General features: G+C 54.5%; 15 protein-coding genes. 6 read left to right on the top strand and 9 right to left on the bottom strand.

The features are described from left to right. Nucleotides 1-203: 203 nt before the first annotated feature. Nucleotides 204-3761, top strand: a complete 3558-nt coding sequence (locus HBM95_21590) for a transporter substrate-binding domain-containing protein (protein NIH45501.1) — start codon at nt 204-206, stop codon at nt 3759-3761. After that, complete coding sequence (locus tag HBM95_21585; protein NIH45500.1) at nt 3758-4540, top strand: DUF4111 domain-containing protein; 783 nt, start codon at nt 3758-3760, stop codon at nt 4538-4540. Before HBM95_21590 ends, HBM95_21585 begins: the two co-directional genes overlap by 4 nt. A 21-nt stretch (nt 4541-4561) precedes the next feature. On the opposite strand, the gene gorA is transcribed toward HBM95_21585, so the two are convergent. Together gorA and HBM95_21575 are read right to left on the bottom strand one after the other, a co-directional pair. Further along, on the bottom strand, nt 4562-5914 hold the full coding sequence (gorA, locus tag HBM95_21580; GenBank protein NIH45499.1) for a glutathione-disulfide reductase: 1353 nt from the start codon (nt 5912-5914) through the stop codon (nt 4562-4564). A 71-nt stretch (nt 5915-5985) separates the two neighbouring features. Then, complete coding sequence (locus tag HBM95_21575) at nt 5986-6828, bottom strand: 23S rRNA (adenine(2030)-N(6))-methyltransferase RlmJ (protein NIH45498.1); 843 nt, start codon at nt 6826-6828, stop codon at nt 5986-5988. 177 nt (nt 6829-7005) lie between these two features. On the opposite strand from HBM95_21575, the gene prlC reads away from it, so the two are divergent. Beyond that, a complete protein-coding gene (gene prlC, locus HBM95_21570; GenBank protein NIH45497.1) occupies nt 7006-9048 on the top strand; it encodes an oligopeptidase A in 2043 nt (680 codons plus the stop codon). Between the two features lie 7 nt (nt 9049-9055). Next, nucleotides 9056-9820 (top strand): 16S rRNA (guanine(1516)-N(2))-methyltransferase RsmJ, encoded by a 765-nt coding sequence (rsmJ, locus tag HBM95_21565; GenBank protein ID NIH45496.1) that lies wholly within the window; start codon nt 9056-9058, stop codon nt 9818-9820. A 61-nt stretch (nt 9821-9881) separates the two neighbouring features. Here rsmJ and uspA read toward each other — a convergent pair whose 3' ends face one another. After that, nucleotides 9882-10319: a universal stress protein UspA gene (gene uspA / locus HBM95_21560; GenBank protein ID NIH45495.1), complete on the bottom strand. Its 438-nt coding sequence runs from the start codon at nt 10317-10319 to the stop codon at nt 9882-9884. 283 nt (nt 10320-10602) lie between these two features. On the opposite strand from uspA, the gene uspB reads away from it, so the two are divergent. Further along, the gene (gene uspB, locus HBM95_21555) at nt 10603-10938 is read left to right on the top strand and encodes a universal stress protein UspB (GenBank protein ID NIH45494.1); all 336 of its coding nucleotides are present in this window, start codon (nt 10603-10605) and stop codon (nt 10936-10938) included. Between the two features lie 54 nt (nt 10939-10992). Here the strand turns inward: uspB and pitA are convergent, their stop codons facing one another. Continuing rightward, nucleotides 10993-12492, bottom strand: a complete 1500-nt coding sequence (gene pitA, locus HBM95_21550) for an inorganic phosphate transporter PitA (GenBank protein ID NIH45493.1) — start codon at nt 12490-12492, stop codon at nt 10993-10995. A 228-nt stretch (nt 12493-12720) separates the two neighbouring features. Here pitA and HBM95_21545 point away from each other — a divergent pair, with 228 nt between their 5' ends. Further along, complete coding sequence (locus HBM95_21545) at nt 12721-13917, top strand: NAD(P)/FAD-dependent oxidoreductase (protein ID NIH45492.1); 1197 nt, start codon at nt 12721-12723, stop codon at nt 13915-13917. Nucleotides 13918-13971: 54 nt separating this feature from the next. Here the strand turns inward: HBM95_21545 and HBM95_21540 are convergent, their stop codons facing one another. From HBM95_21540 to HBM95_21520, 5 genes are all read right to left on the bottom strand, one after another. Beyond that, nucleotides 13972-15792 carry a hypothetical protein gene (locus HBM95_21540; GenBank protein ID NIH45491.1) on the bottom strand — a complete coding sequence of 607 codons (1821 nt, stop codon included), beginning with the start codon at nt 15790-15792 and terminating at the stop codon, nt 13972-13974. Nucleotides 15793-15900: 108 nt separating this feature from the next. Continuing rightward, nucleotides 15901-16929 carry a fimbrial protein gene (locus HBM95_21535; GenBank protein ID NIH45490.1) on the bottom strand — a complete coding sequence of 343 codons (1029 nt, stop codon included), beginning with the start codon at nt 16927-16929 and terminating at the stop codon, nt 15901-15903. A 2-nt stretch (nt 16930-16931) separates the two neighbouring features. Further along, nucleotides 16932-19448, bottom strand: coding sequence for a fimbrial biogenesis outer membrane usher protein (locus HBM95_21530; protein NIH45489.1), 2517 nt, complete (start codon nt 19446-19448; stop codon nt 16932-16934). Nucleotides 19449-19484: 36 nt separating this feature from the next. Then, nucleotides 19485-20168 carry a molecular chaperone gene (locus HBM95_21525; protein ID NIH45488.1) on the bottom strand — a complete coding sequence of 228 codons (684 nt, stop codon included), beginning with the start codon at nt 20166-20168 and terminating at the stop codon, nt 19485-19487. Between the two features lie 55 nt (nt 20169-20223). Further along, nucleotides 20224-20781 (bottom strand): type 1 fimbrial protein, encoded by a 558-nt coding sequence (locus tag HBM95_21520; protein ID NIH45487.1) that lies wholly within the window; start codon nt 20779-20781, stop codon nt 20224-20226. Nucleotides 20782-21352 lie beyond the last annotated feature (571 nt).

The raw sequence follows: 21352 nt of genomic DNA, 5'->3' as shown, positions 1-21352 counted from the left end.
ATAAGTCCGGTCTTATAAAAATCCGCTGACGATAGTTTTTAAAAACAAGACCGACCTTAATCCCGATTTGCCCACCTATTGCTAAAATTCCTGCAAATTATGGCGGTTATCCAGACAATGCAGAACGAAGCGCGGTTGCTAAAATTAACGCTGTGCCAGCCTGCTGATTTCCAGCCCTCACTTTTCAGGGAACGACTCCAACGATGCGTTTTATCACTGCCCGGTTAATTAGCCTTTTTATGCTGCTTTGCAGTATCGGGCAGATTCAGGCCCAGGAACTGACCCTGCAACGCCGCGTGCAGGTCAATGCGCCGCATGTCCAGTTTAGTGGTGACGTGCAGCAATGGCTGAAACACAATCAGACGCTTCACGTGGGCGTCTGGGGGCCGCCGCATCCTCCTCTCAGCGAAGGCATGGGGCACGGACTTTTCAGCGGGATTGCGGCCGATTATCTAGCGCTGCTGGAAGATAGCCTGAAGGTCAACGTCAAGCTCCACTATTACAACCAGAGTCGTGATGCTTTCCAGGCGCTGCGTCGCCATGAAATTCAGATGGTGGCGATGTGGAACCCGGAGCTGTGGCCAAACGCCGAACTGGTGACCACGCCGCCATGGCTGCTGGATAAGTCAGTCTTAATGACCACTCGCGAGCGAGCCGATGACGCGCCTGAAGAGAGCCCAAAGACATTAGGTTTGATGACTGATACCAACGCCAGCCCGGCGCTGCGTCGCCACTATCCCGGCAGTATGCTCCGTTTCCAGTCCTGGTATCCTTCAGCCGTCAGCGCGCTGGCGTTTAAGCAGATAGATGCCCTGTGGATTAACCGGGCCAGTGCGGAGTACCTTACCCAGTATCATCAGGCTCAGGGGATACGCTGGCGCTACAGCCCGGCGCTGCCCAATCTGAACATGAGTTTTGGTGTAGATCGCCAGCTGCCGCAACTGGTGGAAGCCATCGACGCGGTGTTCAAACATATCCCCTTAGCCAGCCGTTTGCGTATTACCACCAGTTGGGGGCTTAACCGGAGCTTCGTCATTACCGCCAATCCGCTGGCGCTGGATCGGGAGGAGGAGAACTGGCTGCGTGAGCATAGTCAGATCCAGGTGATTCTGGATAGTCGCCAGCGCCCGCTCTCGTTTCTGGAGGATGGCACGCCAGCGGGTCTGGTGGTTGATCTGCTCAACCAATTTAGCGAGCAGTATGATATTCACTTCACGATATTGACCGCCGGTAGCGACGACGAACTCAACGCGTTAAAGCAGAATAACCCGGATGCGCTGGTGCTCAGGCAGGTGGCTGACGTGTCGCAAAAAACGTCCGCGGCCATGGCGATGACCTCGCCGTTGCTCACCACGCCGGTCGTGGTGGTGATGGATCAGACGATCAAACGGCCGGACGATTTTGCCCAGCTGAAGGGTGAAAAGCTGGCGATTATGGCCGACGATCCGCTGCGCCCCTGGCTGGAAACCTGGTATCCTACAATCAAACTGGTGTCGTTGACCCACATGGACGACGCGCTGGCGCGGTTGAAAAAAGGCGAAGTGCGCGGTGTGATCGCGCCGCAGTTTATCGCCAACTACCTGGTGACGCGCCATCATCCCACCCGTTTTCATCTGGCCGTCACGGTGCCTGTCCCCCTCATCGATGTCGTCATTGCCGCGCAAACCGAGACCAGCCAGCCAGTTAATATTCTCAATAAAGCGCTGGCAGATATGCAGCCACAGGCACTGATGCAGCTGGCGGGTGACTGGCGACAAGCGGCCATCGACAATAGCGAAACCTGGGCGCAAAGTTCATTACTCAATTCTCTGGTCTGGGGCGTGCTGCTTCTGCTGGTGGTGACAGGGTGTTGGTTATGGATACAGTATCTGCGCGCCGCGCTGCGCCGTGGCAATGTCTTGCAGCGCCAGCTTACCGAACAGTTACGTTTTACCCAGGCGCTGATCGACGCCTCGCCCGTGGCGCTCTACGTTCGCGATCGTAACGGCCATCTGCTGCGCTACAACCAGGCCTGGGCAGATACCATCGGCCAGCCGGGCGATGCCTTCCAGGGGCAGCCAGTAACCGCGATCGACATGGTAGAACCGGCGGTGCTGGCGAACCTGGAGGCAAAATACCAGCAGGCGTTACAGGATGGGCAACCGCAGAACTGGGCTGACAGTTTTACGATAAACAACCAGACGCGCTACCTGCAGGGCTGGGTTGTGCCGTGGCACGACAGTCAGGGTGAAATTGGTGGTCTGATTGGCGGCTGGCTGGATGTCACTGAAAAAGAGCTGCTGATTGCTCAGCTCTCTGAGACGAAGAGTAATCTTGAGCAGGCAATAGGCAGCAAAAACGCCTTTATGCAGAGCATGGGGCATGAAGTGCGCACCCCACTCAGCGTCATCACCGGCCTGCTGGAGATGGAGCTTCAGGCGCTTGATGCGCGGCATGAGCATAATGAAAACCTGAATCTGATTTGGGAATCCTCCCTCAACCTGCTTTCGCTGATCGGCGACATGTTTGACGTCTTCCGTGCAGATAACCCGCAGCTGAACGGAACGATGCGCAGCACGCATCTGCCCCAGTTAATCCACAGTACCGTGGCGCTTTACCGGCAGCAGGCTGAAGCGAAAGGGATCACCCTGAACGTGCTGATCGAGCTCTCTGTCGAGCGTTTTACCACCGATCCGCTGCTGATTATTCGCATCCTATCCAGCCTGCTGCGTAACGCCATCAAGCATTCGAATGGTCAGGATATTGACGTTGAAGTGTATGAGGGCAGCAAAGAGCCGAATGCCACGACGATCCCGCTGGTCATCGAAGTGTGCGATCGGGGCGAGGGCATTGACGAGCACCTGATTGAGGACATTGCCAGACGAGCGCACCACGTGACGCTGAAATCAGAGTGGACCGACACCGGGTTCAGTTTACCGGCCTGCCTGTATATGGCCCATGCCGCCGGTGCGGAGGTACGTATCGACAGTGAGCCGCATGAGGGCTGCGTGGTGAGCCTTCACTTCAACGCGGTGCCTGCCGCCAGCAAAGTGTTAACCCCTCCGCCTGTCGAACATATGCGCAGCCTGCATATTCTTGGGGTCGACGACTATCCGCCAGCACGCCGTGCGCTGCGGCAGCGGCTGGAGTCCTGGGGGCACCGGGTTTCGCTGGCGACACAGGGGGCGGAGGCGCTGTCGATGTGGCAGCAAAATCCTGGCCGCTACGATGTGATTATTACCGACTGCACGATGCCGGAGATGGACGGCTATGAGCTGGCGCAGCAGATCCGTCATACCGAACAGCTTTATGGTCATCCGCCTGTCCCGATATTCGGCCTGACGGCGATGAGCGGCGCAGAAACGGCAGCGCGCTGTATCGATGCTGGTATGAATGAATATCTGGAGAAACCGCTGACGGCGGAAAAACTCCAGACGCTGCTGGATCGTTATTTTGCCGGCAGCAGCGCGAAGCCTGCCCTGGAGAGCGATGCCACGCGGGCGCTGCAGGCCGAAATGGTGGAGGTGAACAGACAGGATGCCAGCCAGTTGACGCAGTGGCTCGCACAGAAAAATCGCGATAAGGTTGGCCGTATGGCGCACCGTATCAATGGTGGAGCAAGGATGATGAGCATGACATCTTTGCAGCAAGCCTGTGAACAGCTGGAAACGGCCTGTAACGACGATCGACCCTGGCAAGAGATTGACCTTCTGGTCAACCGCGTGCTGGAAGAGATAACCCGGTTTAATCAGCAGCTATCGTCAGACGAAGAGGTAGGATGAACGAGCCCCCCTGCGCACAAAAACAGCTACAGAGCGCCTGCGCGCTCATCGAAAGCGTTCTCGGAAGCGAGCTGATGGCAATTCACTTATACGGTTCGGCGATGGACGGCGGCCTGAAGCCGCTGAGCGATATCGACCTGCTGGTCACAGTACGTTCGCCGCTGCGGGATGAACAACGCCATACCTTGATGCAGAAGCTGCTGGCGATTTCGGCCTGGCCCGGCACATCGGAGATTTACCGGGCGCTGGAAGTAACGGTCGTAGTCTGGTCGCAGATTGTGCCATGGCACTTTCCGCCCGTGCGGGAACTGCAGTTTGGAGAATGGCTACGGGATGATATTACAAACGGGAAATACGAACCGGCGCAGCCCGACCCCGATCTGGCGATTTTACTGACCAAAGCGCGTCAGAACAGTCTCCCTCTGCGGGGAAAAGCAGCCTGCGAGTTGTTCGAGGCTGTGCCAGAAAACGATCTGCTGGAGACCTTTCGTCAGACTCTGGCGCTGTGGAGCAGGGCTGACGATCTTAAGGGCGATGAAAGACATATCCTCCTGACGCTGGCGCGTATCGGGTATAGCGTTGAGACGGGTAAGATCGCGGCTAAAGACGAGGCCGCAGCCTGGCTGCGGCCGCAATTGCCCGAAGCTCATGCGAAACTGCTGGAGGAGGCGCGTGCAGAGTATCTCGGGTTGGTCACCGTGGACTGGGCAGAAAAAATGCCGCAGGTTGCGGCATTTGTCCGTGATGTCAAAAAAGCGATACAGGAAAAAATGGCGTAGTGCCATCCTGTAACGCTCTGGTTAGCGCATCGTCACAAACTCTTCCGCCGCCGTCGGGTGGATCGCCACGGTATTGTCGAAGTCTTTTTTGGTTGCGCCCATCTTCAGCGCCACCGCAAAGCCCTGCAGGATCTCGTCCATGCCGAAACCGATGCCGTGGATGCCGACAATCTTCTCTTCCGGGCCCACGCAGACCAGCTTCATGCGGCACGGCTGGCGGTGGGAGGTAACCGCGGTATACATCGCGGTGAACGCCGATTTATACACTTTCACCTGGTCGTCGCCATACTGCTCGCGCGCCTGAGGCTCGGTTAAGCCGACGGTGCCGATTGGCGGGTGGCTGAAGACCACGGTCGGGATATTGCTGTAGTCCAGATGCTCGTCCGGCTTGTTGTTAAACAGGCGCTCGGAGAGACGACGGCCCGCCGCAACAGCTACCGGCGTCAGCTCAACGGCACCGGTGTTATCGCCGACCGCGTAAATGCCCGGCACGCTGGTGTTCTGGAACTTATCGACGACGATGTAGCCTTTATCGTTGGTTTTCACGCCCGTTACAGCCAGGTTGAAGCTGTCGTTCGCCGGTTCACGACCAATCGCCCAGATCAGGCAATCAACGGTCTGGCTGCGGCCATCTTCCAGCTCAAGCGTCAGGCTGCCGTCCGCGTTTTTCACCACCGCTTTTGGCACGGCATTAGTGTGCAGGGTCGGGCCTTCGGTGTTCATCACTTCGACCAGGGTATCGACAATCAGCGGGTCAAAGCTGCGCAGCGGCGCGTGCTTACGCACGAACAGGTGCGCTTCTGCGCCCAGGCCGTTAATCACGCCGGCCAGTTCCACCGCGATGTACCCCGCGCCAACAACGGCAACGCGTTTTGGCAGGGCAGGCAGCTCGAAGAAACCGTCGGAGTCGATGCCGTATTCAGCGCCCGGAATGTTCGGGTGGCTCGGACGGCCGCCGGTGGCGATCAGGATGTGATCGGCGGTGATCGTCTCGCCGTTCACTTCGATCGTTTTCGCGTCCACAAAGCGGGCAAAGCCGTGGATCACGTCAACGTTATTTTTACCCAGCACGTTGTCGTATGAGGTGTGAATACGGTCGATGTAGGCGGTACGGCTGGCGATCAGCTTGTCCCAGTCGAAGTGGTTGATGGTGGTGTCAAAGCCGTAGTCCGGGCCGTACATATGGATAGCTTCACGGATTTGCGCCGCGTGCCACATCACTTTCTTCGGTACACAACCCACGTTCACGCAGGTGCCGCCCAGCGCTTTGGCTTCAATCAGCGCACACTTCTGGCCGTACATGGCCGCGCGGTTGATGGAGGCGATGCCGCCGCTGCCGCCGCCGATTGCGATGTAGTCATAATGCTTAGTCATAGCTTTTGTCCTTAATCGTGAATTGCCGCGATTGTATACCTGAAATCAATAGTTTCCACCGATGGCTGCGATTACTCAGGCACGATCCAACTGACGGTGGCGTGGCCTGTACCCGCTGGCACCAGCGTTTTGTGCAGCCACGGCAGCACGTTGTTCATCTGAGCTTCAAGCTTCCACGGCGGGTTGATCACAATCATCCCGGAGGCGGTCATGCCGCGCTGATCGCTGTCCGGGCGTACCGCCAGCTCAATCTGCAGGATTTTGCGGATGCCGGTCGCCTCCAGATCTTTGATCATGCGTTTGATCTGCGCGCGCAGCACTACCGGGTACCACAGGGCGTATGTCCCGGTGGCGAAGCGTTTGTAGCCTTCGTGGATGCCGGTCACCACCGCCTGATAGTCGGTTTTGATTTCGTACGGCGGGTCTATCAGCACCAGGCCGCGACGGGAAACCGGCGGCAGCCTGGCTTTCAGCTGCTGGTAGCCGTCGGATTTTTCCACGCGGGCGCGGCTGTCTTTCTGGAATTCAGAACGCAGCAGCGGGAAGTCGCTCGGATGCAGCTCGGTCAGCTGGAGGCTGTCCTGCTCGCGCAGCAGCTGGCGGGCAATCAGCGGCGAGCCCGGGTAGTAGCGAAGCTGGCCGTTGCGGTTGAAGTGATTGACCACGCCGATGTACGGCTCCAGCTCGGCAGGCAGATCGTCCTGCTGCCAGATGCGGGCAATCCCTTCCAGATATTCGCCGGTACGCTCAGCATGTTCGCCGCTCAGCTGGTAACGGCCCGCGCCCGCGTGGGTGTCCAGATAGAGAAACGGCTTCTCTTTCTCTTTGAGCGATTCGATGATCAGGCTCTGAACGGTGTGTTTAAGGACGTCGGCGTGGTTGCCTGCGTGGAAGCTGTGGCGATAACTGAGCATGGGTATTGATATTCCGCTGAATTGACGATTTGCCACAGTTTACAGCAGAACGGCACAGATTACCCGTAGGCCCGGTAAGCGCGGCTATTGAAATCCTCTACACTTAACCCCATTACTGAACAATATGCACAGCGCCGGATGCGCGCTTCATTCACCTATTTCAACAGGACAGCGTTTATGACCAATCCATTACTGACGCCTTTTTCGTTGCCGCCGTTTTCTAAAATCCTCCCTGAGCATGTTGTTCCAGCCGTTACCCGGTCGTTGGAAAACTGCCGTGCGGCGGTAGAAAGCGTGGTTGCGCAGGGCGGGCCGTACACCTGGGAAAATCTGTGTCAGCCGCTGGCCGAAGTGGACGACGTGCTGGGGCGCATCTTCTCCCCGGTGAGCCACCTGAACTCGATTAAAAACAGCCCGGAACTGCGCGAAGCTTACGAACAAACTCTGCCGCTGCTCTCTGAGTACAGCACCTGGGTTGGTCAGCACGAAGGGCTGTACAAAGCCTACCGTGACCTGCGCGACGGCGACCACTATGCTGAACTGAACACGGCGCAGAAAAAATCCGTCGATAACGCCCTGCGTGATTTTGAGCTGTCCGGTATCGGTCTGCCAAAAGAGAAGCAGGTTCGCTACGGTGAAATCGCCGCGCGCCTGTCCGAGCTGGGCAACCAGTACAGCAACAACGTCCTCGACGCCACCATGGGCTGGACAAAGCTGATTACCGATGAATCCGAACTGGCCGGTATGCCGGAAAGCGCGCTGGCGGCGGCAAAAGCCCAGGCCGAAGCGAAAGAGCAGGAAGGTTTCCTGTTAACGCTGGATATCCCAAGCTATCTGCCGGTGATGACCTACTGCGACAACCAGACCCTGCGCGAAGAGATGTATCGCGCGTACAGCACTCGCGCCTCCGATCAGGGGCCGAATGCCGGTAAGTGGGACAACAGCCCGGTGATGGCGGAGATCCTCGCCCTGCGCCACGAGCTGGCCCAGCTGCTCGGCTTCGACAGCTACGCCGATAAATCCCTCGCCACCAAAATGGCGGAGAACCCGCAGCAGGTGCTCGACTTCCTGACCGATCTGGCGAAACGCGCCCGTCCTCAGGGTGAGAAAGAGCTGGCCCAGCTGCGCGCCTTCGCGAAAGCGGAGTTCGGCGTGGACGAGCTGCAGCCGTGGGATATCGCCTACTACAGCGAAAAACAGAAACAGCACCTCTACAGCATCAGCGACGAGCAGCTGCGCCCGTACTTCCCGGAAAACAAAGCCGTTAACGGCCTGTTCGAAGTGGTGAAACGCATCTATGGCATCACCGCCAAAGAGCGTACTGATATCGACGTATGGCACCCGGACGTGCGCTTCTTCGAGCTGTATGACGAGAAAAACGAGCTGCGCGGCAGCTTCTACCTTGACCTCTACGCGCGTGAAAACAAGCGCGGCGGGGCGTGGATGGACGACTGCGTGGGCCAGATGCGTAAAGCCGACGGCTCCCTGCAGAAGCCGGTCGCCTACCTGACCTGTAACTTCAACCGTCCGGTGAACGGCAAGCCTGCGCTGTTCACTCACGACGAAGTGATTACCCTGTTCCACGAGTTCGGTCACGGCCTGCACCATATGCTGACCCGCATCGAAACCGCAGGTGTTGCCGGCATCAGCGGCGTGCCGTGGGATGCGGTCGAGCTGCCAAGCCAGTTTATGGAAAACTGGTGCTGGGAGCCGGACGCGCTGGCGTTTATCTCCGGTCACTATGAAACCGGCGAACCGCTGCCGAAAGCGCTGCTGGATAAAATGCTGGCGGCGAAAAACTACCAGGCGGCAATGTTCATCCTGCGTCAACTGGAGTTCGGCCTGTTCGACTTCCGCCTGCACGCGGAGTTTAGCCCGGAGCAGGGCGCGAAAATCCTTGAAACTCTTGCCGAGATTAAAAAGCAGGTTGCCGTTATTCCAGGGCCAACCTGGGGCCGCTTCCCGCACGCGTTCAGCCACATCTTCGCGGGCGGCTACGCGGCGGGATACTACAGCTACCTGTGGGCCGACGTGCTGGCGGCGGATGCCTTCTCTCGCTTCGAAGAAGAGGGGATCTTCAACCGCGAAACCGGCCAGTCGTTCCTCGACAACATCCTGACCCGTGGCGGGTCTGAAGAGCCAATGGTGCTGTTCAAACGCTTCCGCGGCCGCGAGCCGCAGCTGGATGCGATGCTTGAACATTACGGGATCAAAGGCTGATTGTTACGTGAAGATCTGCTTAGTTGATGAAACGGGCGCCGGAGACGGCGCCTTATCCGTTCTGGCGGCCCGCTGGGGGCTGGAGCACGACGAAGAGAACCTGATGGCGCTGGTGATGACGACAGCGCATCTCGAATTACGCAAGCGCGACGAACCGAAGCTCGGCGGGATTTTTGTCGACTTCGTTGGCGGGGCGATGGCGCACCGGCGCAAGTTCGGCGGCGGTCGCGGCGAAGCGGTGGCCAAAGCGGTCGGCATTAAAGGAAGCTATCTCCCGGACGTGGTGGACGCCACGGCGGGGCTGGGGCGTGATGCCTTTGTGCTGGCGTCGGTGGGCTGTCATGTGCGCATGCTGGAGCGCAATCCGGTGGTGGCCGCGCTGCTCGACGACGGGCTAGCGCGAGGCTACGCAGACCCGGAAATCGGCCCGTGGCTGCAGGAGCGCTTGCAGCTTATCCACGCTTCAAGCCTGACGGCGCTGACCGATATCACCCCGCGCCCGCAGGTGGTCTATCTCGACCCGATGTTCCCGCATAAGCAGAAAAGCGCGCTGGTGAAGAAAGAGATGCGGGTGTTTCAGTCGCTGGTGGGACCGGATTTAGACGCAGATGGCCTGCTGGAGCCGGCTCGTCAGCTCGCGACGAAGCGGGTGGTGGTGAAGCGTCCGGACTACGCGCCGCCGCTGGCGGACGTTGCCACGACCAACGCGGTGACCACTAAAGGACACCGGTTTGATATTTATATCCCCTCACCCCAACCCCTCTCCCCATAGGGGCTCGATCGTTCCCTCTCCCCTATGGGGAGAGGGTTAGGGTGAGGGGAATCTAATGCACTTACTCGTCTTCTTCGTCACGCAGTGGAACAATCAGCATATCCACGTGAACGGTATTGATCAGCTGGCGCGCTGAAGACATCAGCTTGCTCCAGAAGTCCTGATGGTGTCCGCATACCACCAGATCCATATCGTATTTCTTAATCGCATCAACCAGTACCTGGCCCAGGTCGCCGCTGCCGCTCAGGGTTTCGGTGATCGGATAGCCCGCGTTGGTGGACAGTTCGCTCAGAGCATGGTGAGTCTCTTCGGAGATGCGTTTCTGCATATCGCCGAGATTTACGTCGATCAGACCGGTGTAAAGGTCGGAGTAATTCACATCAACGTGAATCAGGGAGACTTTCGCGTTGTAGGGACGTGCCATGGATACTGCTTTATCAACCAGCACTTTGCTCTCCGGAGAGAGGTCTACCGCGATGAGAATGTGTTTGTAAGCCATAGTGTTACTCCTTCCTTAAGTTATCGATGACTAAATGAGAATGCCGTCGTCTGATACTTTCATTACGGCCCAGTTAAACATATTTTTCAAGCTTTGGTGTTGATAACGATTAACCTTGTGGCAAAAAAATTAACGGATCTCCTACACTATTTAATGAGCCGTTCGGATATTAAAACGCGAACCGGATCGACTTTTGGTCATTCTTTCACTGAACTGTCTGTCAGGGCATTGGGGTGCGGTAGCTCAGGAGCCTTGCTTCGTGGGCGGACGCCGGGGAGGATGTATGATTAGCACCGTCGCATTGTTTTGGGCGTTATGCGTAGTTTGCATAGTGAATATGGCGCGCTACTTCTCATCGTTACGTGCGCTGTTAGTGGTACTTCGTGGTTGCGATCCGTTGCTGTATCAGTATGTGGACGGTGGAGGGTTCTTCACCTCGCATGGACAGCCCAGCAAGCAGATGCGTCTGGTCGGGTATATCTACTACCAGCGCTACCGCGATCATCACGATGAAGAGTTTATCCGTCGCTGCGAGCGTCTGCGTCGTCAGTTCATTTTGACCAGCGCCCTGTGCGGGCTGGTCGTGGTCAGTATGATTGCATTGATGATTTGGCACTGAGCATAAAAAAAGCGGGCCAGTTTCCTGACCCGCTTTTTTGTCGCCTTCAACCGATTAAATCAGCTTCAGAGAAATCCAGTACAGACCGCCAGACAGCAGGATGGACGCCGGAAGGGTGAACACCCAGGCCATCAGAATGTTGGTCACGGTTTTGCGCTGCAGACCACCGCCGTCAACAATCATGGTACCTGCCACGGACGAGGAGAGTACGTGGGTGGTGGATACCGGCATACCGGTATAGCTCGCCAGACCGATAGATACCGCCGCCGTCATCTGCGCGGACATACCCTGCGCATAGGTCATGCCTTTCTTACCGATCTTCTCGCCGATGGTGGTCGCTACACGACGCCAGCCAATCATTGTACCAATACCCAGTGCCAGCGCGACGGCCATGATGATCCAGATAGGCGCGTACTCGATGGTGTTGAGCATGTCGCTTTTCAGTTTCTTCAGCAGACGTTTGTCGTCAGCATTCACCTCTGGCAGCTTCGCGACTTTATCGGTCACGTCAGAGATGCAGAGCATGATACGACGCAGCTGACCACGCTGTTCAACGGCCAGTTTGTCGTAGCTTTCGATATTGCCCAGCATGCCTTTGGCGCGTTCCAGCGCGTTAATCGCGTTAGCCGGATGGCAGTGGAATTCGCCCGGTGCCGTCGTCGCACCTGATTCCGGGGAAGGGATCAGCTGATCAACGCCGGTCGCTTTTTTCAGCAGCTCAGGGTGCTGCTGGAAATAGGTCTCAACGTTGTTGACCGCATCACGGGTACGGGTGATTTCATAACCAGAAGCGTTCATATTCACCACGAAGCCCGCCGGTGCGACGCCGATCAGAACCAGCATCACCAGACCAATGCCTTTCTGCCCGTCGTTCGCGCCATGAGAGAAGGCCACGCCGATAGCGGAAATGATCAGGGCGATACGCGTCCAGAACGGCGGCTTTTTCTTGCCGTCTTTCTTCTCACGCTCAGCTGGCGTCAGGTGGATACGCGCGCGTTTCTTCGTGTTGCTCCAGTAGCGACGCAGGATGAAAATCAATCCACCCGCAACCACCAGGCCCACGATAGGGGAGATGATCAGAGAGCCGAAAATACCCAGTACTTTAGGCAGGTTCAGTGCATCAACAACCGATGTCCCGGTCATCAGGGCGTTGGTTAACCCGATACCGATAATCGCGCCGATGAGGGTGTGAGAGCTGGATGCAGGCAGGCCGAAATACCAGGTACCGAGGTTCCAGATAATGGCAGCAAGCAGCATTGAGAACACCATGGCAAGGCCATGACCGGAACTCACGTTAAGCAGCAGATCCGTTGGCAGCATATGCACGATGGCATACGCAACGCTCAGTCCGCCCAGGAGGACACCAAAAAAGTTAAATACCGCCGCCATAACGACCGCAAGCTGCGATCGCATTGCGCGAGTGTAGATAACCGTTGCTACTGCGTTTGCAGTGTCGTGGAAGCCGTTGATCGCTTCGTAAAACAGTACAAAAACCAGAGCAAGCAATAGTAAAAGCCCGGTATGTAAATCCAGGCCGGCAAACAAATGTAGCATAGGACGTTACGCCATTTTGAGGACATGAACGCGGCGCATTATCCAGGACAAATGCGCAACGGGCAAAGTGAAATATAGACTTTTTTTGACATACCACCTGATTTGAGAAAAGTGCCTGAAAGGATAATCGTTAAATTTCAATGGAATGGCTTTGTAATATCTTTTTACGCTGGTGTGACCACAGAGGAAACTTTACAATCCGCGGCAGTTAACGAAGAGGGTTTTGACGTGGAAAGGTTTGATGCCGTGGTAATTGGCGCCGGTGCGGCGGGTATGTTTTGTGCGGCGATGGCCGGACAGGCGGGTCGTCGCGTACTGTTGCTGGACAACGGAAAAAAGCCAGGCCGCAAAATCCTGATGTCGGGCGGCGGGCGCTGCAACTTCACCAATCTTTATGTCGAACCCGCGGCCTATTTGAGCCAGAACCGCCATTTTTGCAAATCTGCGCTGGCGCGTTACACCCAGTGGGACTTTATCGACCTGGTGGGTAAGCACGGGATCGCGTGGCATGAAAAAACCCTGGGACAGCTGTTCTGCGACGACTCCGCGCAGCAGATTGTCGATATGCTGGTGGCCGAGTGCGAGAAGGGCGGCGTGGTGATGCGCCTGCGCACGGAAGTGCTGGAGGTGGCTCGCGACGAGCAGGGCTACACGCTGCAGCTGAACGGTGAAACCGTCAGCGCCGATAATCTGGTGATCGCCAGCGGCGGCCTCTCGATGCCGGGTCTGGGCGCGTCACCGTTCGGCTATAAAATCGCCGAACAGTTTGGCCTGAAGGTTCTGCCAACCCGCGCCGGGCTGGTGCCGTTCACGCTGCATAAGCCGCTGCTGGAGCAGCTTCAGACGCTTTCCGGCATCTCTGTTCCTTCAGTCATTACTGCCGAAGACGGGACGGTATTCCGCGAAAACCTGCTCTTTACCCACCGCGGTCTCTCCGGCCCGGCGGTACTGCAAATCTCCAGCTACTGGCAGCCGGGGGAATTCGTCACGGTTAACCTGCTCCCGGACTGCGATCTCGGCGCGTTCCTTAACGAGCAGCGTACCGCTCACCCGAATCAGAGCCTGAAAAACACCCTGGCAATGCAGCTGCCAAAACGTCTGGTGGAATGTTTGCAGGTGCTGGGGCAGATCCCGGACGTGTCGCTCAAGCAGCTTAACAGCCGCGAGCAGGAAGCGTTGGTGGATACGCTAACGAACTGGCGCGTTCAGCCAAACGGCACAGAGGGGTATCGCACGGCGGAAGTGACGCTGGGCGGCGTTGACACGAATGAGCTTTCTTCACGCACGATGGAAGCGCGTAACGTACCGGGGCTCTACTTTATCGGCGAAGTGATGGACGTTACCGGCTGGCTCGGCGGATATAATTTCCAGTGGGCGTGGTCGAGCGCCTGGGCGTGCGCGCAGGCGCTGCAAAACGCGCAATAAATTGCCGGGGAGTCTCCTCCCCGGCAGTGTTGCTCCATTCAGATGATGTAAGAATTAATCCGGGATGATGTAATCCGCAATGCGGAAGGTGACTTTACCCGTCCAGCTGTTATCACGGTAAGAACCAATGGCAAGACTGTCCTGAGTGAAGCCATTGAAGTTCCCGGCCGCAATGGAGGCACCGAATTTTTCATACTGATTTTTACCCCAGTAGACTTTCGCAACACCTTCACTCACCAGCGTATTAATATCGATCATGCCTTCATCATCAGCGTAATCATCCAGGCTTTTACCGCCGTTGATCACATACACGGCGCCGACCTGAGTGCCGCTGGAGTTCAGCGCATTCGGATCGCCAATCACCAGATCCTTCTTACCGTCACCGTTCAAGTCCACATTACCGAGAATGCTGTTCCCGAACCCTGCCAGCTTGCTGCCAGGCCTGTCGGCGTAGATAGCATAGCCATCTCGTACGCTAAATTTTTTGTTGTAGTTCAGCCGGGTGTGCGCCGCATCAAGGAACAGGGATGATGGCAGCTTACTGCCGTCGGTCTTACCTTTGATAATCCAGACCAGCCCGGAACGTTTTTTATCGATACCCATGTCGGCAGGGGCGCTAATCGCAAAAGCGTTATAATGTGTACTCAGGAAGTTACCTAACGGCGTAATGGTGCCGTTATTGGGCTTATCCTGCGTATAGGCGCTATGATCGTTACTCCCTTCACCTCCGCCGGACTGACCGCCAAGGAAAGCTGCCCCCATACCGTGAATGCGGGTTGCCTGCGTCGCGTTTAACGAGGCAATGTCGAGATTCCCCTGGTTGAAGCTGCTGCCGTAGACAAGATAAGCCGTACCGCGCCCATCAGTGCCGCTGTTTTCGGATTTACGGCCTTCATTGACGGATTCCGGGTCGACGATCAGATAATCACTGAAGCCGTCGCCGTTAATATCCCCGACATCGCTGATCTGCTGTCCAAGGTTGTAGTTAAGCGGTTTCTCCGGACCGTTGGTGGCGGTCATCTGCGGACGAATATAGGCGCCGGTTGCGGCAGGGATCTCCCAGTCGCCCAGGTTGTTGCGCTTAATATCGATATTCTGCCACTGGTCGCCTGGCTTTTGGGCGCCGTAGATAATGACCGCGCCGCCGCGTCCGCCCGTGCCTTCGATATCGCCGATAGCGAGATCGACCATCTTGTTAGCCACTGCAGAATTTTTATATTTAATTGGGCCTACCGCGGCGCCAAACCAGCCGCCGGTATTCGCATTGCCTGAAGAATTCACCGTACGGATGCGAATACCCAGGCGAGCGTCGCCGTTGTCGATATCATTGAGGTCAATCTGATTAGAAAGACGCGCGCCTGTACGGTGATGCGGCCCGCCCCAGATAATATAGACCTGATCATGCCAGTGGGAGGCGATAACTAAATCGTCATATCCATCACCGTTAATATCACCAATTTTGCGTACCGCAACGCCCATCCATTTTGTCGTCACTGAGCCGGGCTTATTCGCTTTATTGCTGTGGAAGATTTTAAGCGCGTTTTGCGGATCGAATTCACCTACGTTGTTCACTTCCTGCATGGTTTTACCGCCGGAAGTTCCGAAAATAACGTAGGCAATCCCTTTCGCGCCATCCCCCCAGGGGGCCGTGATCACAATATCTTCGCCCGCGATATGTGTGCCGTTGTCCTTATCGGAAAACTTACCGATAGTGGTCATTGTCATACCGAAATAGTCATTACTCTTTTCACCCTTGATGGCGAAAGGCGCTGAGTAGGGCTCAATATCGCTGGCGATGGCCTGAGATGCCGTGAAGCCTGTACCTAATAAGGCCGCAATGCAAAATGCTATGCGCGTTTTACTTTTTAGTTTCATGCTATATATCCTTATACAAATCCATTTTTAAATACCCGGCAACTCATTTCTATAGCGCTATGAGTTGCAGTGAAATAAGACATTTCTTTAGTGGGTTAAGTTTTTTCTTTATTTGAACTCGAAATCCAGCGTTGATGTGGCTTCAAATTTCCCCGGTTCTGGAGATTTTTCTCCTTGTTGCACGGGCGTAGCTACAATAGTGACATTACCCTCCTGTGTCGGAATGGCCGAACTGCTGCCATCAATTTTATTACCGTTGTGTTCAAGTTTTATCCCTAAATCGTTGCGATCCCCTCCTTCTTTATTACGGGTTCTGATAAAACCAGCGTCATTAAAATCGGAGGTGCGAAATTTAATATTCGCCTTGCTGACATCCGCTTCGTCATCACAGGTTACGTTGAGCGGAATGCTTTTTTGCTTACTGTTGGCTTCAGGCGTAAATTCATTTGCTGGAATATCACCAAACGGGATGTTAATGGGTTCTCCGCCATTAATCGTACAATTTGGCGGGATAGTAATACTCATTTCAAAGCTGAGTTTCACAAATGGTTTAGTGGGATCGAAATCACCTGATTTTTTTCGGGCGTAAACTGTAAGTAGCTCTTGTGCAGGGTATACATGATGGCCTGTGATCTTCTTGGTTAACTCTACTGAAACCGTCCCACTAGAACCCGTTTTAAACGGATGTTCTTCATTAACATCGTCACAGTCGAGATTCGTTATGTTTTGATTATCTACCCCTGAAAGATTTTGCAAATCAACAGTCGCTTGATTTTGGATAGTACCACCAATGTCTATCCTAAAGCCGATATTAATACCTTTCTCTTCATCGAATGGATAGTAAATAAACTCGCCATTACGTTTACCACTTCCCGATTTCAGCACGTCACTGGTAAATTTAAAGAAGACACTTTCTTTATCGGACGAGTTTTTACAGAAGCATATGCCCGAAAAGTTTTGATTATTATCCCATCCCTCCTGTACAGACCCTGGTATATGTTCGGCAGTGAGATTTTTGCTAATCGGAAAAACGGTTGCTCCGCCAATTGGCCAGCAACTGCCCGGAATAGCAGCAAAGGCAGGCGATCCCATCAATCCGCCTGCTGCCAGGCACACGAGTAACGCTAATTTTTTCATGATTAATTCCTTACATCATTAACGGTTTTTTTGCAGATCTGTGTTAACTGCACAATTCCGCTAATCGTGGGTTCCTGGCCAGAAAGCTGATAGTTAACCTGGCAACGCTGATTGGGTTTCTTACCCCAGCTCACGTCTAACGTTCCTTTTTCCGCCATCCCTGTGAGGAATACGCTGCCTTCATCACCCACAATGCTGCTGGTGGTGTTTTGAGAAACAACGGCGCCGAACGGAACGGGTTTACCCTGCGCATCTTTCAGGGTCATCATCAGGCGTTTACCCACCGCGGTGGTAAAACGTGCCCGAACGATGGCTCCCCGGGTGGGAACGACTTTATGGCTATTGCTTTCCAGCTCAACATCATCTGGCAGCGTGTCGGGTCTCAGCTGGATTGTGCTCTCCTGATAAGGGGCCAGGTACGGCACCACGGCATATCCCCGGGAGTCGGTACGCACGCCAGCGTGGTTACGGACGCTGACACCCGCTGCATCCGGCGCTTCAACCAGAGCGACCGTTTCACCCAGCGACTGCGCCAGCGTGACGCCATGCGGGTGAACCAGCACGCCGCCTCGCAGGTTATAATTCAGCCGCTGTGCGTCCCGGCTATAGCCATACCCGGCGCCAACCTGCGCATAGCGTCCGCTATAGCTAAGCGATGCATCGCTGCTGTTTGCCTGGCTGCCTGGGTTGATGTTCTGCTGTACGCTCCAGTTCAGGTTATTGTCCTCAAGGGCGCTGCCGCTCAGGGAAACGCTGTGGCCAGGCGAGCGGTTATCTGCTGCGGAAAATGAGTAACCGGCACGTGCAGAGCGGAGCCATTTGTCCAGAGGAACGCTCACGCTCAGGCTGAACAGATTGTCCTGGTTATAGCGACGCTGGTTATCCTCTTTTGTTACGTTCAGATAGTGGCTGTAGTTCAGGCTATAGCTGATACCGTTCCAGCTATTGCCATAGCCCAGCGAGGCAGAGGTCGTGCGTTTTTTGCTGGTGTGGTAATCCTCGCTGACCAGCATGGAGGAGAGGTAGCCGAGGTTGTCTCCCAGATTTTGGTTCAGCGTCAGTTCTGTACGGCTGCGACGTCGCTCCGGGATGGAGTTCTGCGAGTGGTAGCTGCTCAGCGTTTCACCCAGCGTGTAGTAATCGGACGTTGAGTAGCGATAGCCCGCAATCGCAACGTTAGTGCCGGTAGAGAGCAGGTTTTTGTTATAGCGAAGGCGTAGCGACTGCCCCCGGTTTTTCTCTGCATGCTTCGTGGTTGCCCAGGCCTGTGTAATATCAAATGACAGTGCGCCAAAATCACCCATGTTTTTTCCCATGCCAAAGAGCAGGGACTGGTATTGACTGGCGGCCTGCATGCCACCGTATATCGAGGTTTCCCATGGAAGACCGTAAATCAGGCTCCCTTGCGAAAACGGCGCATTCTCAGCATCGCTGCTGCTGGAACGATAGGTGCCGCTAATGACTTCATATTTATATTGTCCTTCCCGCTGCATAACCGCTAACGACGCGTAGGGGACTAAAGAGACTTGCTCGCTGCCATCTGCCTCTTTCACAACCACTTTCAGCTCGCCGCTGCTGCCGAGGTAAAGATCGTTGATGACAAATTCGCCGGGCGGGACATAGCTTTGATAAATGCTGTAGCCATTCTGATAAATGGTGATCTGGGCATTAGTACGGGCGATACCGCGGATTACGGGGGCATAGCCCCGCATGCTTCCCGGAAGCATCTGTTCGTCGGAATAGAGCTGCACGCCGCGAAATGGGGTGCTGTCGAAGACGTCAGAGGTTGAACTATTATCCCCGACAATCAGCTGGCTATTCAGGGCGCTGATATCGCGCTGTAAATAGGTATAGACCGATTCCCAGCGACCGGCTTGCCCCTGGCTATTGCTCCAGGTCGAAAAATTGCGTAAACGCCATGGGCCAACGTTCAGACCCGGACGCAGGCTAAGGTACTGGCTATCGGTTCCCGTCCCGTTATTCGAGGTCCAGCTGGCGCCGCTGTAGTTGTAGCTGAGCGTCAGGCCCGGAATTCCCTGCTCCCGACGCGCGGGATCGATGTATCCGTGAGCCTGGCTGTCCAGGGCCGCCTGGGGAATGCTAAGTCTTAACGCCTGCTCGCTGAAGTCAAACTCGCTGCTCGCGTGCGGGATCGCCGCCAGTTTTGCGCAGCCCTGAGTATCATCCTGCAGCAGCGGGAAGGCAGCCGTTTTTACGCCAAACGACTGAAGCGTCTCCCTGCTAAGGCACGGAGCGAGAATATTTTTATGCTGCGCGTTCTCTTCGAGTCGAAACGTAATATCGCGCGTGTCGATCATTTTATTGTTAAGAAAGAGGTCAACGCGATAAACGCCGGGTGTCTGGCTATCTTTATTCTCAAAGAGAGAAAGGTCGACAGCGGTACGCGGCGCGCCGCCTGTTTCCAGAAAGGCCGGGTCGAAATAATCACTGGCGTATAGTGCGCTGGGTAATATCCAGGCAAAGCAAAGCGCTGGACGAATGCCCCAAAATATAGTCATGAAAAATACCCCTGCGAGGTTATTGTTTTAAAATTGTTATTCTATTTTTTGTGTGATTAACTGGCTATTGCCGCCATAATCATTGATATATTTCCATTGTACGGTTGCGTTGTTTTTTAGTTGCGCGTTATTTACAGTAATTTTTTTACTGCTTTTAGGTGCCAGCATATCAATCTCTGACCATTTTTTGTTATTGATCATCACCTCCGCAAATGAAATGTAATAAGACGAGTTATTGCGTACGATGAGTTCATTATTTTTAACAGACCACTGGACATTCTTGCCAATGTCCCTCGTTTCATCTGCTAAATTCGCCGGGCGATAAAATAATTTGATTCGGGTATTTACCGCTATCTGGAGTTTGTTGACATCCTCTCTTGAAGAGGACGGGATCGATTTTACGTTGAGCCAGAAAAGCGACTCACGATCCTGCGGCAACGCGGCGCCGTTATAGATAATACGTAGTGCGTTGGCTTTACCTCCATCAAGACGAAATAGCGGTGGCGTCACAATAAACGGGGCTTTGGTACCCTGTATATCATTGCCTTGTACCCAGCTTTGTACCAGGAAAGGGCTGGCAGTATTGTTTCTGACATTAATATTGCTCTCTTTCTTGTCGGCATTATATACCACTCGCGTATTCGATAAGGTCACACTGGCGTGTGACAAACAAGAGCCCAGGAGCAAGGCCAGCAGCGTCAGGTAGCGTTTCCTTAACATAAAACATCCTTGCGTTCCGGGCTATTATTCATAGCCCGGAACTGAGTTGAGTAATTTATTTATAGATAATGGTGTAATCCGCAACCGCATCTGCTTTACCGGCGGTCACAGTATCAATGGTGGATTTATAACGGGCTGAATACAGCAGGGTGGCTGTCCCCGTGGTGCCATCACCGGTAATAGGAACAAACTTATTTGGGTTTTCACCCAGTCTCATAGGTGTTCCATCTTCGTTCAGGAATTCAATACCCAAACCCGTTGCGGCGTCGGCACCGGTTTTAAGCGCGAGCAGATTGTTATCATTAGAATCATAAGCACCGCCAAATCGTGCTCCGGCTTCTTTAAGAACGGCGGTATCGCAGTTGGACAGATCTATCTGGATGCGGTGAATACCCGCAACGTCACCTTTTTCTTTAAACGCCGAAGACGAGATGGTACCCATTTGAATCGTTGGGTTACCTCCCTGACCATTAATATCGACATCACAGGTGCTCGCGGTAATGGTGCCCGTGAAGTTGATTTGTCCTGCACCCTTACCAGGATCTGCCGCATGGCTGGAAGGACTGGCAGCGGCAGCCAATAATAATCCCATGGCAATGACGGATTTATTCATCTTTAAACTATTCCTTAGTGTGTAAATGTTAGAACATTATTATTTCAGGTTTGTAACTCAACAGAGTTGCTGTGTCCGCGAAACGCGGATATTCCGTTAATGCGAAAAGTTAACGTGGGTATTCAGCATTGCTTACCAGTACGTATGAACAATTTCCATCTCCAGAAGTCTGAATATATTGCGTAATCAGGTTAACAAGAGATTAAAAAAAATAAAGTGATAACGCTGTGATTTGTCTTTTGTCTCTTTAAAATCAATTAGTTATAATTCTTTCATCAGGGTTTTATCAGCATTTTTTTGTGAGAATTTTACGGCTTATTTACTACTCGCAGAATAATGTGTTCTGCTCTGACAATAAAATTCTCAGAATAATGAAAGAATAATCTACGAAAGAATAATTTGCCTTTCTGAAAAGGACGCATATGAGGGGCCGTCGTAATGCAGGACAGGATGACATCGCGCTATGCGTTTTTTTACTGCTTCTCTCTCTGGCGGTTTTAACATCACATTTACATTGCCGGGCCGGTGCGAAGAAGTGTTATTATTATTCTCTTGCCCGGTGATACGGGCG

Source organism: Enterobacter asburiae (assembly GCA_011754535.1).
GTDB classification, from domain to species: Bacteria; Pseudomonadota; Gammaproteobacteria; order Enterobacterales; family Enterobacteriaceae; genus Enterobacter; species Enterobacter cloacae_N.
Note: the sequence above shows the minus strand (reverse complement) of the source record. Positions and strands in the feature narration are given on the sequence as shown.

What these genes read in the sequence shown, in the direction of transcription:
- HBM95_21590 (NIH45501.1), top strand. Translation starts at nt 204, where the DNA reads ATGCGTTTTATCACTGCCCGGTTAATTAGCCTTTTTATGCTGCTTTGC.
- HBM95_21585 (NIH45500.1), top strand. Translation starts at nt 3,758, where the DNA reads ATGAACGAGCCCCCCTGCGCACAAAAACAGCTACAGAGCGCCTGCGCG.
- gorA (NIH45499.1), bottom strand. Translation starts at nt 5,914, where the DNA reads ATGACTAAGCATTATGACTACATCGCAATCGGCGGCGGCAGCGGCGGC.
- HBM95_21575 (NIH45498.1), bottom strand. Translation starts at nt 6,828, where the DNA reads ATGCTCAGTTATCGCCACAGCTTCCACGCAGGCAACCACGCCGACGTC.
- prlC (NIH45497.1), top strand. Translation starts at nt 7,006, where the DNA reads ATGACCAATCCATTACTGACGCCTTTTTCGTTGCCGCCGTTTTCTAAA.
- uspA (NIH45495.1), bottom strand. Translation starts at nt 10,319, where the DNA reads ATGGCTTACAAACACATTCTCATCGCGGTAGACCTCTCTCCGGAGAGC.
- uspB (NIH45494.1), top strand. Translation starts at nt 10,603, where the DNA reads ATGATTAGCACCGTCGCATTGTTTTGGGCGTTATGCGTAGTTTGCATA.
- pitA (NIH45493.1), bottom strand. Translation starts at nt 12,492, where the DNA reads ATGCTACATTTGTTTGCCGGCCTGGATTTACATACCGGGCTTTTACTA.
- HBM95_21540 (NIH45491.1), bottom strand. Translation starts at nt 15,792, where the DNA reads ATGAAACTAAAAAGTAAAACGCGCATAGCATTTTGCATTGCGGCCTTA.
- HBM95_21535 (NIH45490.1), bottom strand. Translation starts at nt 16,929, where the DNA reads ATGAAAAAATTAGCGTTACTCGTGTGCCTGGCAGCAGGCGGATTGATG.
- HBM95_21530 (NIH45489.1), bottom strand. Translation starts at nt 19,448, where the DNA reads ATGACTATATTTTGGGGCATTCGTCCAGCGCTTTGCTTTGCCTGGATA.
- HBM95_21525 (NIH45488.1), bottom strand. Translation starts at nt 20,168, where the DNA reads ATGTTAAGGAAACGCTACCTGACGCTGCTGGCCTTGCTCCTGGGCTCT.
- HBM95_21520 (NIH45487.1), bottom strand. Translation starts at nt 20,781, where the DNA reads ATGAATAAATCCGTCATTGCCATGGGATTATTATTGGCTGCCGCTGCC.